The organism is Rhizobium sp. SYY.PMSO, assembly GCF_046840415.1.
GTDB lineage: Bacteria > Pseudomonadota > Alphaproteobacteria > Rhizobiales > Rhizobiaceae > Rhizobium.
The window spans coordinates 1,399,532-1,413,734 of the sequence record NZ_CP177351.1 but is presented as its reverse complement, the minus strand read 5'-3'; the positions used below and the strand labels follow the sequence as shown (position 1 = coordinate 1,413,734).

Below are 14,203 nucleotides of genomic sequence, written 5' to 3'. Positions count from 1 at the left end.
GCCTACAGCCTGGCATCGACGATATAGCGCCCGCCGGTCGCATCGAAATGGTGGCAACCGTGCAATCCCGCCTTGAAGACGGGCGTTATGGTGCGGATGCAGCGCTCGCGATAATCCTCCTGCGTCAGCGTTTCGATCTCCATGATGTTGAGCCCGTAACCATAGACGCCGTGCGAATTGCGTTGCGAGGGCCGCAGCAGCCGCCCCTGCTGCTCGAAGATACGTCCGGCACCCCGCGCATCGGTGCTGCCGATAACGACGGGATTCCGCTTGTGCGGCTTTATGCCGGTAAGGGCAGGACCATCGACCTCGAACAGGTAGAGCTCGCTGCAATGATCTTCGTAGGCATGAAAATCCGACAGGTTGGTGAACAGCCACCATTTGCCTTCGTGGCGGGTCAGAATGCTGTCGGCCGGCGATTGACCCTCGAAGGCTGTGGCATGGAGCTCCCATTGCAGCGGAAACTGGCGGCAGCGCCAGATCTCCAGGCGTCGGGCCTGATGGGTTTCCGGTATCATGAAGATCTGGTCGCCGTCACGAAATACGAACGGATAGGAAAGATGATAGGGGCGCTCCAGCGCGACCCCGACCGGCTGGAGCGTATCGCCGTCGAAGCAGCCGACGGCGATATGCGCCTTGCGGTCGCCGCGGGCATAGGCCTCGTAGAACAGATAGCATTTGCCTTCGTGTTGAAACAGGAACGGATCGGCTTTGATGCTGTTGTCGGAAGGAGGGATCTCAATCGCCTCGCGCGGATCGAAGTCATCGATCTGGCCGCGCCCCGTATAGAGGGTCCATACGGCGGAATCGGCATGGAGTTTCGCCTTGATCGATTTGAGCGCTATGGCCGAGACCGAGCCTGCGACGATGCAACCGTAGCGCAGAAGTTCGCCGAACGAGGGCGCATGTCCGTTGGCGGAATCGGCGATGGCGGCGGGGCTGAACCGCCGGGTATCGGCCAATCGCGCCAGTTCGCGCATCAGAAGCGTGACGCTTCGTTCCCGCACGAAGGCACTCAATCTCGCGGCGCTGGGCTTGATGTTGAACGCTGCCCTTGCAATCTCCAGCCTGTCCGGCTTGCCGCCGCACTTGGCGTAGAGGACCAGATCGGTGGTCGGGGCATGGGCAAGCACGTCTGCATATCCGAACCAATCCGCTCCGGCGGTTCGCTGGTCGCAGAAATTGAAGGCCCATTCTCCAAAGGGCAACGCGGCGTTCGCATCGTCCGGTATGCCTTTCGGCGTCATGCGGATGACAAGATCGAGCTTCAGGCGGCTCAGGAATGCCGCCGTAATGCTGCTGCCGGCGCGTGATGTGCCCGCGTCGATATCATAGCAATCGATGAAGTGGCGATGGCTATTGAAATACTTTGGCGAATAGGCGGGTTGCCGGGCAAGGGCTCTGGCTTCCAGACGCGCGCTCCAGGATAACAGCTTCGATGCCTTGTTCTCCCCGAAGGGATGAGGATGGGTAAATACGGCGGCGAGCTCCAGTCGAGGCGTCGCCAAAATCCGATCCAGGATCATAAGCTCCCAATTCTCGAGCGCACGTCCGCGAGCGACGAGAACGCCGACCCTCAATGGCTTGGTCTCGTTCATATCTGCTTCCTCTTATGGCCTGACTTCCCGCAGGCCATGGGATGGAACCTTAGGCAATTCCAGGAAATTGCGCAGCGGCTTTTTGCCAGGAATCTTTTAAGAACAAAGGGATAGAGCGGCTCCGCTATTCCGTGAAACGCGGAGTCGTTCTAGTCGCCGGCGAGCTTTCCGGAGAGAGTCGACGCCAGATCGCGGATACCGTTGCTGGTGAGGGAGTCCTCGTGCCAGCCATCGATATCGACCACCATGCAGTCGTCCCCGATCGCATTGCCCCATCCAAACCGCAATTGGCGCGCGCGCGAATGGGTAGCGCTGCTTCGCAGCAGAACGACGCCGGGATCTTTTGTCTGCGGCGGCTTGTAGCGCCGCGCCGCCGCCACCAGCAGTTTGGTGACGTTCTCGTTTGTTTCCTCCTCGGGGGAATACTGGCCCGCCTTGACGCCGAATATCCTGAGAAGCGAAAGGGTGATTTCGAACTCCTTGAGATAGTCGATAAGAGCGATACGCCGGGACAGCAGCTTCCGGGTGAAGTAGGCGAGGCGTTTGCGCCGTCGCTCCCGGTTCCATCGCGCCTGCTCCCGTTTCGGCAAGGATGCGAAATATCCCGGAGCCCATGCATCGATGATTGCCGTGAGGCCGACATCGATGCCTTTTTCCCGCAGCTGGCGGCTGACTTCCATCGCAAGGACGCCATTGACGCAAAGTCCGACGACGGCGACACGCCCGACAGGCTTGCCGATCTGCATGGCGTCTATCGCATGGCTGGCGATATCCTCGATGGAGAGGCGATCCATGCCGTTTGCCAGGTCGGCATGGAACATGTTGACGTTATGCACCGAGACGGTATCCGGCAGCGCATTGGCCAGACGGTAATAGAGGAACGGATGGTTGAGCGTATAGACCGCCCCGATCCCGGTGCCATGCTTGCAGGTGACCAGCTCCCACGGGTTTACGACCTTTTCCCGCGGCGCCGCGATCTCTTCGGTGTCGAAGATCGCAGCAGCAAAGCCCGCAAACGTTGGCTGCTTGAATAGAAGTTGCAATGTCGGTGTTGCATCGAATCGGGTGCGAACTTCCGATAGGAGCCGTAGCGCGAGAAGCGAGTGACCGCCGAGCGCGAAGAAATCATCATCCGGACGTATTTGCGGAACCTGTAGGACTTCTTTCCAAAGCGCAGCAAGCGCTTCCATTCGCGTATCGACCGGCGGTTTGCCTGCGATGGCGCCATCCATTGGCGCAATCTTGGCGGAAGGTGCCGGTTGCCGCTCCGGCGCAAGGAGCGAAGAAAGCGGCGCCTCAGGGTGGTCGAGAGCAATTTCATAGGCGTTCCTCCAGAGCTGCAGGAGGCTTTCGATGGTGCTCGCTTCGAACAGGTCGGCATTGTATTCGATCGACATGCGCCAGCCGGTCGGCCGACCGATCATGATGAAGCTGAGATCGTAGATGACACCCGGCGATTGCGAGGGTGAGCTGATCAGCTCGAAACCGCCGTAGCGGCGGTCCTCGAGAAACGCCTTCTGCAGGTTGAAGTTGACCGAGATCAGCGGATTGCGTGCCGGATCGCGCACCGGATTGACGAGTTCCACCAGCTTGTTGAACGGCATGCGCTGATGGTTCAGCGCTCCTTCTATCGTCGCACTGACCGAATGTATGTGCTCGGAAAAGCTGACGTCGGAGCCGAAATCGAAACGCAGCACCAGATTGTTGATGAATACGCCGATCATGTCTTCCAGATCGCTATGCTCGCGGCCGGCAATCTGGGAACCGAACAGAACGGTCGGCGCCAGTGTCAGTCGATGGAGGGCCGCGCTCAGAACGGCGGCGCCGAAGCTGTATTGCGAGACGCGGTGGGCGCGGGCGGCCGCGTCCATGCGGTCCGTGAAGGCCGGCGGCTGGGCGATGGAAAGAATGTCGCCGCGATTGGTTTTGACATGCCCGCGCGGCATGTCCGGTGCGACTTCGAAATAGGGAGCACCCAGCAGCGTCTCCCGCCAGAAGGTTTTCTCCGTCTCGAAACCGTAGCTTTGCAGGTATTCCTGTTGCCACAGGGCGTAATCGCCATATTGCAACGGCAGCTCGGGCAGGGCCGGCGGCCGCCCCGCGTCGATCGCTGCCGCTATTTCCCCGACCTCTCGGCCGAGAACGCGGATGGACCAGCCGTCGAAGCAGCTCTGATGCGCGGTGATCAGCAGGAAGCCGCGCTCGTTTTCCGCCATCAGCAGGGTCACGCGGAACAGGCCGGGCGCGCCGAGGTCGAAGGGTGCCTGCGCCGTCTCCTCGCCGATCGACAGGATTCGCGCCTGGCGCTGTTCCGGCGGCATGCCGCGAAGATCGATCACCGACATCTTGAAGTTGACGTCGCCGACGGCCTGCTGGACAGGTCGCCCGCCTTTGTCGATGAACCGGGTCCTCAGTATTTCATGACGCTGGATTACTTTTCGAAATGCCGCCTCAAGGGTCGAGACCTTGAATGAGCCGCGAATCTCCCACCGAACCGCGACGTTGAGAGCCGGATTGCCCGGATTGAGCTGATCGAGGATCCAGCAGCGCAACTGCGTCTGCGTGCAGGGAAATTCACCGATGATGCTTGGCTCGGCAACCGAACCGTTTGGACTATTGTCAACCGTACTCATAGAGCTGCCCCCAGGCCGCGGCGTGCGCCGTTACGAAAATCACGCAAGGATGGTGTGTGGAGCTGAACGGCATCGGACAGTGCCTCTCCCTGGTTGTCGGCAAAGGCAGCCAGCGCGGCGATCGTCGGATGACGCAGCAGATGTTTCGCTTCCAGCGGCAAGCCGTTGTCGCGCATGCGGGCGGCGATGCGGAAGATGGTCAGCGAATCCGCGCCGAGCGCATAAAGATTGTCATCGACGCCGATATCGCCAAGGTTCAGAACATCCTGCCAGATCGCCAGCAGCCGCTGCTCCGTCCCGGTTTTCGGCTGGACCTTGCTCGGTGCGGCCTCGCGCTGCGGTACGCCGCGCTGCTGCAACGCCTTGCGGTCGAGTTTTCCGTTGGCGGTCTGCGGCAGCTCGGCTTCGATCACCCAGAAGCTGGGCACCATATGCCCCGGCAGGTTGGCTTTGGCATGCGCCGCGATATTGGCTGAGGACGTCTCGCTGCCACTTGCGCTCGGTACGATGTAGCAGACCAGGGAGCGGTCGCCTTTCGCGTTTTCGGCGACGACGACGGCGCATTGGCGCACACCTTCGGCCTTGGAAATGACCGCTTCTATGTCGCCGAGTTCGATGCGGAAGCCGCGCAGCTTGATCTGCTGGTCGCGTCGCCCGAGCAATTGCAGCGAACCGTCCGCAAGCCGCCGTCCGACGTCGCCGGTCTTGTAGAGGCGCATCGGCCTGCCGACGGTAAAGCAATGCGGGATGAAGGCTTTCTCGGTCAGGTCGAGCCGGTCGAAATAACCCTCCGCCAGCCCGTCGCCGCCGATATGCAGTTCGCCGATGACGCCGACCGGCGCGATATTGTCGCTCTGGTCGAGGATGTAGAGCTGGGTATTGGCTATCGGATGGCCGATCGTGATCGGCTGGTCGGCATCCGTGACGCGCTGCAGCGACGACCAGATCGTTGTTTCCGTCGGCCCGTACATGTTCCAGAGCTCGCCGCCGATCGACAGCAGGGAGCGCGCCAATTCCTTGGGCAGCGGTTCCCCGCCGCAAAGCATCTTCAGCGTCCGCCGTTCCTTCAGTCCGGCCTCCACCAGCATCTGCCAGAGCGTCGGCGTCGCCTGCAGAACCGTGGCGTCGTGCTCGTCAATGAGCTTGACCAGCTCAAATCCGTCCTGGACCTGGCCGCGGCTGGCAATGACGACCTTCCCGCCCGATATCAGCGGCAGGTAGAGCTCCAGGCCGGCGATATCGAAGGAGATCGTCGTGACCGCGACCAGCGTATCGTTCGCATCGAAGCCGGGCTCCCTGGCCATCGAGAGAAGGAAGTTCGTCAGGGACCGATGCGAGACTTCGACACCCTTGGGCATGCCGGTCGAACCCGATGTGAAGATGATATAGGCGGATGCCGTCGTATCGACCGGCAGGGTCTTCAGCGGCAGGCCCGTCATGGAGCTGATCGCCTTGGCGTCCTTGTCGAGACGGATGACGGGAGTCTCGGCGGCTGCCAGCCGGGCCATGTCGTCGCTATCGCAAATCACGCCGCCGATGCGGGCGATATCCAGCGTCTGCAGCAGGCGCGGTCTGGGATGAGCCGGATCCATCGGAACATAGGTATGCCCTGCCTTCATGACGGCGAGGAGGGCGATCAGCATGTTCAGCGAGCGCTCGACCAGTATGGCGATGCGCTGACCGGGGTCTGGAAGCGCCATCTGGAGGTAGAGCGCGAGCTGGTTGGAGCGCGTTTCCAATTCGCCGTAAGTGATCGTCTGGTCGTCATGCTTGGCGGCGACGGCATTCGGATGCTCGGATGCCCGTTTGCTGAAGAGCGAGAAGACGAATTGATCGTGATGGTAAGGCGCCGCTGTCCGATTGAGATCGTCGATCAACCAGGATTTTTCTTCTGCCGACAGCAATGGCAGCTCGCAGACCTTGCGATCCATGTCGTTTGCCAGCGCCGCAGCCAGCGTCGAGAAATGACCGATCCATCGTTCGACCGTCGAGCGGTCGAAGACATCGGCGTTATAGTCGACATCGATGCGGATATGATCCGCAGCCTCGATCATGTTGAAGAAGAGATCGAAGTTGGAGAAGGCTTTCGCGTTCGGCTCCATCGTCGATTTCAGGCCGCCGAAGGTCGATCCGCCGGCCACGCGCTCGAGGTTGAACTGGATTTCGGTGAGCGGCAGGCGTCTTGGGTCGCGTTTCGTATCCAGCTTGCGCACCAGGGTGCCGTACGTGTAGTCCTGATGCTCGAAGGCCTGGAAAACCAGCTGCTGCGTCGCCTTCAGATGAGCGGCGAACGCTTCCGTCCGCGATACCGATTGACGCAGCGGCAGCAGATTGACGCAATGTCCGACAAGGGTCCGGCCATCCAGCAGGCTTTGTCCGGCCGAAGGAATGGCAATGACGATATCGTCCTGGCCGGACAGCCGCGATATCATGACCTGCAGCGTTGCCAGCAGCGTGGAGAACAGCGTGGCCCCCGATTTGGCGCCTTTCTTCTTCAGAGCCTTGTAGACGTCGGCGCCGACATAGCCGGTGCAGGTTCCGCCCGCGAAGCTGCGATATTCCGGGCGCGGCCGATCGAGCGGCAGGTCCGGCAGGTCGGGAACGGTCTTGAACTGATCCAGCCAGAACTGCTCGGTTGCCTGGGATTTTTCCGGCCTGGGGGAAAGATCCGTCGAATAGGTGGCAAAGGAGAGGGCCGGCGCAAATTCCGGAACGCTGCCCGCCTTGAAGGCATCGTAGGCAGCCGACAGCTCTTCGACGAACGTGTTGATCGACCAGCCGTCGCAGACGATGTGATGGGCGGTAAAGACAAGCACATGCTTGGAGGGCGCCAGCCTGACGATGCTCGCGCGGACGAGAGGGCCATTGATGAGGTCGAAGGGCGTATGGGCCTCGTCGTCTACGAGGCCGGCGAGACCTTCCTGATCGAGACCCTCCAGGATCGGCAGATCGAGCTGGAAATCCGGAATGAACTGGAAATGCTCGCCGCTGCGGTCGAAGCGGATATGGAAGGCATCGTGACGCCCAATGACCGTATCGAAGGCTTTCCGAATGGCTTTTTCATCCAGGCTTCCCTCAAGCGTCAGCGAAAAGGATTCGTTGAATGAGCAGGACGCTTCGTCACCCGCCTGCGCCGCAAGCCATATTTCCGTCTGGGCTTCCGTCAACGGTGCGGACAGGGGCTTCGCGGCGGTCGCCGACATCTGCCTTGCCGGGGCGGATAGCTCTTCCTTCGCCGTGAATATCCCCACGGCCTGCATGGCATCGAGACTATCGCGGAAGGCTTTCGCAATGGTATCGAAATCATCCTCGTTATGGGCTGTCGTCAGGAAGCAGGGATAACCGTCCTGTATATGGACGCCATTGAGCCGCATCTGGGCATAAAACAGCGCCCCGAGCGGATCCTGGCTGGAAAAATCGGTGGCGAACCAGCTCTTGTAGCCGTGGACGACATCGGCAATGCCGCGCCGGGCAAGATCGGCCTTGATCTCCGCAACCAGCGCCTCCGTCCGCTCGGCGACGCGGTCGTAGAGAGCGGATCCTTCTCCCTTGATGTGGTGCAACACGGCATGGGCGGCGGCAAGCGTCAGCGGATGGCGGACGAAGGTGCCGGCAAAGAATGTCGGAGCCGTCATGGGAACGGAGTTGTCGCCATAGGTCCAGTGGCCGCCGTCGAGCGCGTCCATGAAGCGCGGGCTGCCGACAAGCACGCCGATCGGCATTCCGCCGCCGACGACCTTGCCATAGGTCGCCATGTCGCCCTTGATGCCCCAGATCGCCTGCATGCCGCCGGGATCGACGCGAAAGCCGGTGACGACCTCGTCGAAGACCAGGGCGAACTCCGATCTGGTGGCGATGTCGCGCAACGCCAGCACGAAGTCTCGCGGTTGCAGCTCCGGATGACGGCTCTGGATCGGCTCGATGATCACTGCCGCTATCTCGTCGGCATTGGCGCGGATGAAATCGAGACTTTCCGGCGCGCCGTAGCGCAGCACCGTCATGTTCGACACGGAGGCCATCGGAATACCGGAGGCGACCGGCAGGGCGATCGGTTTGTCGGCGCGATTGCGCCCCTTGACCAGAACCTCGTCGAACTGGCCGTGATAATCATTGGCAAAGACCACGACCCGATCGCGGCCGGTGACTGCGCGGGCAAGCCGCATCGCCGCCATGACCGCTTCCGAACCGGTATTGCAGAAAGTAACCCGCTCGTGGCCGGTGATGTCGGCGATCATCTCGGCGACGTCGCCGGCAAGCGGCGTCTGCGGGCCGATGGCAAATCCGCGATCGGCCTGAGCCTTGACCGCGTCGATCACGAAATCGGGCGCGTGGCCGAAGGCGGTCTGCCCGAAGCCGTTGACCAGATCGACATAGCGGTTGCCGTCGATATCCCAGATATAGGCACCCTTGGAATGATCGCAGACGATCGGGAACACCATCTCCTTCCAATCCGCCCGGAAGCCCGACGCGGAGCGGGGATCGGCCAGATGCCCGCGATGTTCCTGTGTAAAGCTCTTGGACCTGGCGTTCTTGGTTTCATACGCCCTGGTGAGATTGGCGATGAAATCCTGCTTGGCGGCGGAAATCTCCGGAGCCAGGCTTTTTGCATTCGGACGATACAGCTTGATGCGTTCGGTGCCGAAATCGCTTTCGGCGGGCGCAGCGGCAGCCGGTGCGCTTGCCGCGGGCTGCTGCTGCGGCACGGCGGCTGGCGCGGATGTCGTGGCCGAGGCGCCCGAGGCGGACGCTGCCTGGGGGCCGCCCTGCATGGGCTGCAGCATTGCCAGCTGCTGGGCAAACAGGGTTTGGGCCATCTGGATCTGCGATTGCATCACCATGGCGAGATCCGATGCCGCAGCCGGCATCGATGCGACCGGGGCGGCCGGCGGCATGAGAGGCTGCGGCATCGGCACGGCCACGGCCGACGTCGGCATGACCGCGATGGGGGAGGTGGATGGTGCCGGTTCCGCGGCCTTCATCGCCTCGGGCGGCATCTGCTGATCGAGGTACACAGCCAGATCGGCGACGCAAGGGATATCGCTCAGCAGTTCCCGGAAGGAGATCTTGACCTTGAAATCCTTCTCGATGCGCTGCGCAAACTGACCGACGAAAAGCGAATCGAAGCCAAGTTCCAGGAATGTCGCCGTCCGCTCGTCCGGCCCGAGCGTTTCACCCGACATGTCGCTCAACAAGGTCAGGAGGGCCGTTTCCAATTGTGGCAGGCGGCTGGATATGAGAATGGGTGCTGCAACGTTCATCGCTGGATTCTCCTCGGTGAGGTTGACGTCAGAGACAGAGGAATCGGCTACCGGGCGGCTTTCCGCCTGGATACCGCCGCTCCGCGTCGATGCGCGGCGAGCGGACGGAGGTGCATCGATCCAGTGGCGTTGTCTCTGGAACGGGTAGGTCGGCAGGGAAAGCCGCTGTCGGGCAGCGGAAGGGAGAGCCGGCCAATTGAGCCGGCATCCCGCCATCCACAGCTTGCCATGGGCCTCCGCAAGAGTGGCCGCCGCCGCGGATGCCCGGTCGTGTTCGGGCAAGGATTGTACGACGGCGGCAAGGCCGTCGCGGGCGATGGTCTGCGCGGCAAAGACCGACAGGGTGCGCCCCGGCCCGACTTCGAGAAGAACCGGTTTGCGGTCGTGGCAGAGCGTGGCCAACCCGTCGGCAAAGCGCACGGCGTCGCGGCAGTGCATGGCCCAGTAATCGGGAGAGGTCGCCAGCTCGGTCGTCTGCCAATCGCCGGTGACACCCGAGATGAAGGGTATGGTGGCCGTGCCATAAGTGACCTTCTCGGTCTCCTGGCGCAGCGCCAGAGCGGCGTCGCTCATCATTGCGGAATGAAAGGCGTGCGACGTGTGCAGCCGGCTGAAGGCGATATCGGCGGCGGAAAGCGCTGCGCAAACCTTGTCGATGTCGCCGAACGGGCCGGAGATGACGCAGAGCTTCGGGGCGTTGATCGCGGCAATCTCGACCTCTCCCTGCAGGTAGGAGGCTGTCGTGCCGGCATCGGCGCGAACGGACACCATTGCCCCATGCGGCTGATGCTGCATTAGCCGGCCGCGATTGGCCACGAGACGCAGGCCGTCTTCGAAGGAAATGACATTGGCGAGCGTGGCGGCAACAAACTCGCCGACGCTGTGGCCGATCATGGCATAGGGCTTTACGCCGCGGCTGAGCCACAGGCGGGCAAGCGCATATTCGACGAGGTAGAGGCAAGGCTGGGCAATGCGGGTTTCGCGTTGCTCGTCGGCAATTGCCTGCGTGGCGGGGCCGGTGTGGCAGATATAATCCCGCAGGTCGAGCCCGAGGGTCATTTTCAAAAGCTCGGCGCCGCGGTCGATCCAGCGGGCGAATTCCGGCTCGGAGCTGTAGAGGCCGGCGCCCATGCCGACATACTGCGCGCCCTGGCCCGGAAACATGAATGCGACGGGCGGTTGATCGGCTGCGACCAAAGGCTGAAGGCTCTCCGTCGTCAGCTTGACGATCGCGTCCTCGACGCTTGCGGCGACAACGGCCAGCCGATGAGCGAACTCGCGCCGCCCGGTTTGAAGCGTATGGGCGAGCTGTGCGACCGAAAGCTCGGGGTTCTGGGCCAGATGATCACCCAAATTGGTACGCATCTTGGCAAGCGCCGGCTTGCTGCGCGCCGAAAGGGGGAGAATGTAATCGCCCCCTACCTCTTTCGAGGTAGTCGAGGAATGAAGAGGCTCCTCCAAAACGATGTGGACGTTTGTGCCGCCGACGCCGAAGGCACTCACGCCTGCTCTTCGCGGCGCTTGCCCCCGCAGCCAGTCGATAGCTGTTGTCGGGATGTAGAAGGGGCTTCCTTCGAGGGCGATGCGCGGATTGGGCTGCCGATAGTTCGGCATCGGCGGGATCTTCGCACAACGAAGCGCCAGCGCCGCCTTGATGAGACCGGTCACGCCGGCGGCACAATCGGTATGGCCAATGGTGCCCTTGACCGATCCGAGCGCGCAGCTCGCCGCTCCCGGCGCGTCATGCGCGAACGCTCTCGTCAGTCCGTTGAACTCGATGGGGTCGCCGAGCGGCGTCGCGGTGCCGTGGCATTCGATATAGCCGATCGACGAAGGATCGACATCCGCATTGGCGAGCGCCGTCGCGATCGCTTCCGCCTGACCCTCGACGCTCGGCGCCGTGAACCCGACCTTGTCGCTGCCGTCATTGTTGATGCCGTAGCCGCGAATGACCGCATAAATGTGATCGCCATCCTGAAGTGCATCTTCATAGCGCTTCAGGAGAACGACGCCGGCTCCGCTGGCAAAGACAGTTCCCGCGGCGTCGGCGTCGAACGGCCGGCAGGCGCCATCGGGCGACGCCATGCCGCCTTCCTGATAGAGATAGCCCCTCTTTTGCGGAATCGTGATCGAGACGCCGCCGGCAAGGGCCATGTCGCAGCTATAGGTAAGCAGATTCTGGCATGCCTGCGAGACGGCCAAAAGAGAGCTCGAGCATGCCGACTGTAGCGTAAAGGCGGGGCCGCGCAGATTGAATTTATAGGCGACACGCGTTGACAGCGTGTCGTTGAGCGCCCCGACGAGCTCGTGAAAGCTTCCGATCTGGTAGTGCGAGGTGAACTCCTCAGCCTTTGCGCGATCGTGCAGGACGTTGTTGATCAGGTAGGTCGGCATCGAGGAGCCGGCGAAGACGCCGATCGGGCCGGTATAGCGCTGCGGATCGTAGCCGCCGTCCTCGAGCGCTTCCCAGCATATTTCCAGGAAAATTCGATGTTGCGGGTCGGTAACGGCAGCCTCGCGCGGAAACATGCCGAAAAACTCGGCGTCGAACATATCGGCGCCTTCGAGATGCGGCCTGGCGGCGACATAGTTGGGTTGCGCCCTCTCTTCATCGGTGAACGCGTCTTCGATCTCATCCGGCGACAACCGCGAAAAGGCGTTCTTCCCTTCGAGTATCAGCTGCCAAAGCTCACCCACGGAGGGCGCGCCGGGGAAGCGGCCGGACATGCCGACAATGGCGATGTGCCCGGAAATCTGCTCGCTCTGATCCTCAGGATCTTCGACATCATGCTGTTCGCCATTCTCCGGCTGGTTCCGTTTCATAAGGAGCTCCTGCGGATGTGAGAGATTGCTTTTTTCTGTAGAGCCGCGCGTTGGGCGGCGGCGGCGATGCGCGTCGGACCAGGCGCACGGCCATCCAGATAAAGCGCCAGTTCCCGGATTGTCGGATGGCGCAGCAGCGCGACCACGTCGATCGCACGGCCGAGTGTTTCCTCCAGTCCGGCATGAATTTCCATCAGCTGCAGGGAAGTGCCCCCGAGGTCGAAGAAATTTCTGTCGAGGTCGACGCTTGTAAGGCTCAACGCGTCTTGCCACAGAGCCGTCACCGCCTCCTCTGTCCTGCTTCTGGTATCCGAAGGCTTTGACTGCGTTTCGACCGGCGGCGGCGTCAACTTCGAGCGGTCGACCTTCCCGGCGGCCGTCAGCGGCAGCGTGTCGACGATAACGGCGGCGCTCGGGATCATATAAGCCGGAAGGATGGCGCGCAGGCTGGCCATGACGCTCTGCACCAGATCGGCGCCCGCGCCCGCGTGGCTTTCCTTGGGGCACAGATAGGCGACGATACGCTTCAGGCTTTCGCCCTGCATGTGGCAAAGGACGATGCCATCGGCCAGGCGCGGATCGCGCCTGAGCGCGGCTTCGATTTCATCGAGCTCGATGCGCTTGCCGTTGACCTTGACCTGCCTGTCGCGGCGGCCCTTGAAGGTGACCGTGCCATCCGGCTTCAGGCAGGCGATGTCGCCCGTCAGGTAGAAGCGCGTCCTGCCGTCTTTCGTATCGACGGTCACGAATTTCTGGTCCGTCAGCTCCGGACGTTTGAAATAACCGATGGCGAGGCCATCGCCCGATATCGCCAACTGCCCCTCGATTCCGCGAGGGAGGACGCGCAGCTCCTCGTCCAATATGGCGATCCCCGTATGCGCGATGGCTCTGCCGATCGGCAGTTCCCCGCCGGAAAAATTCGGCAGGACCTGGAAAGCGGTGGCAAAGACCGTCGTTTCCGTCGGGCCATAGGCATTGGTGAGCTTGCAGCCGGGATGGTGTTCCAGAAAGCGCCGGGCGTGAACGGCCGAACCGACGTCTCCCCCGAAGAGGATATGGCGAAGCTTTGGCAGGGGTGCCCGCGCATGATCGGCAAAAAGATTGAACAACCCCGTCGTCAGAAAAGAAACGCTTACATCCGTCGCCCGCATGAAATCGGACAGGCGCGAGATGGAGAAATCGGCGTCGGGCATGATTGCCAAAGTGCAGCCGTTGAGAAGCGCGCCCCAGATTTCGAACGTCGACGCATCGAAGGAGATGGTGGCCGTGTGGAGAACGACGTCATCCTGGCGAAAGTCGACATAGCTCTGGTCGAGAACGACCCGCGCAATGCTGCGATGGCGGATCATCGTTCCCTTGGGGCGGCCCGTCGAGCCGGAGGTGTACATGATATAGGCGAGATCCCCGCCGTTTATCTCTATGGCGGGCGCGGTCATTCGCGGCTTGCCGGCCATTTCAGCGATAATGGCACTTGCCTCGATGACCTTGCCGTTCATGCTGGGTATGCGGCTCAGCTTGTCGCCATGGTCCGAATTGACGAAAATGACTTTCGGCGCACATTCGCCGATGACGAAATCGAGATGCTCGACCGGAAAGGCCGGATCGAGCGGAAGATAGGCGCCTCCGGCTTTCAGGATGGCCAGGGTGCAAATGACCGCGTCGGCGCTCCGCGGCAGGAAGAGGCCGACAATATCGGCCTTTCGCACGCCGATTCTTATCAGGTGCGATGCCAGCGCATCCGATATGCGATCGAGATCACAATAGCTGATATGGGTATCGCCGAAGACAAGGGCCGTTGCCTGCGGTATGGCGCGGGCCTGGAAACGCAGCATTTCGTGAAGGCAAAGGTTGCGATCATAATGCATAACGGCTGCGCTACTTGCTTCTGCTT

Annotated in this window: 4 protein-coding genes; all 4 read right to left on the bottom strand. The window is 61.8% G+C overall.

What is annotated here, in order from left to right:
- Positions 1–2: 2 nt before the first annotated feature.
- The 4 genes from ACJJVH_RS33165 to ACJJVH_RS33150 all read right to left on the bottom strand — a co-directional run bounded on the left by ACJJVH_RS33165 (position 3) and on the right by ACJJVH_RS33150 (position 14,177).
- Positions 3–1,598: a hypothetical protein gene (locus ACJJVH_RS33165; RefSeq protein ID WP_113360045.1), complete on the bottom strand. Its 1,596-nt coding sequence runs from the start codon at positions 1,596–1,598 to the stop codon at positions 3–5.
- A gap of 149 nt (positions 1,599–1,747) precedes the next feature.
- Positions 1,748–4,231, bottom strand: coding sequence for a condensation domain-containing protein (locus ACJJVH_RS33160; protein ID WP_113423504.1), 2,484 nt, complete (start codon positions 4,229–4,231; stop codon positions 1,748–1,750).
- Positions 4,228–12,312 carry a non-ribosomal peptide synthetase/type I polyketide synthase gene (locus ACJJVH_RS33155; RefSeq protein ID WP_113423503.1) on the bottom strand — a complete coding sequence of 2,695 codons (8,085 nt, stop codon included), beginning with the start codon at positions 12,310–12,312 and terminating at the stop codon, positions 4,228–4,230. The genes ACJJVH_RS33160 and ACJJVH_RS33155 overlap by 4 nt, the downstream gene beginning before the upstream one ends.
- Entirely contained in the window at positions 12,309–14,177 is a 1,869-nt protein-coding gene (locus ACJJVH_RS33150) for a non-ribosomal peptide synthetase (RefSeq protein WP_412066564.1), read from the bottom strand. The genes ACJJVH_RS33155 and ACJJVH_RS33150 overlap by 4 nt, the downstream gene beginning before the upstream one ends.
- Positions 14,178–14,203: the final 26 nt, after the last annotated feature.

Bases quoted from the DNA above. Each gene is read 5' to 3' on its own strand.
- ACJJVH_RS33165 (WP_113360045.1), bottom strand. From the start codon at position 1,598: ATGAACGAGACCAAGCCATTGAGGGTCGGCGTTCTCGTCGCTCGCGGA.
- ACJJVH_RS33160 (WP_113423504.1), bottom strand. From the start codon at position 4,231: ATGAGTACGGTTGACAATAGTCCAAACGGTTCGGTTGCCGAGCCAAGC.
- ACJJVH_RS33155 (WP_113423503.1), bottom strand. From the start codon at position 12,312: ATGAAACGGAACCAGCCGGAGAATGGCGAACAGCATGATGTCGAAGAT.
- ACJJVH_RS33150 (WP_412066564.1), bottom strand. From the start codon at position 14,177: ATGCATTATGATCGCAACCTTTGCCTTCACGAAATGCTGCGTTTCCAG.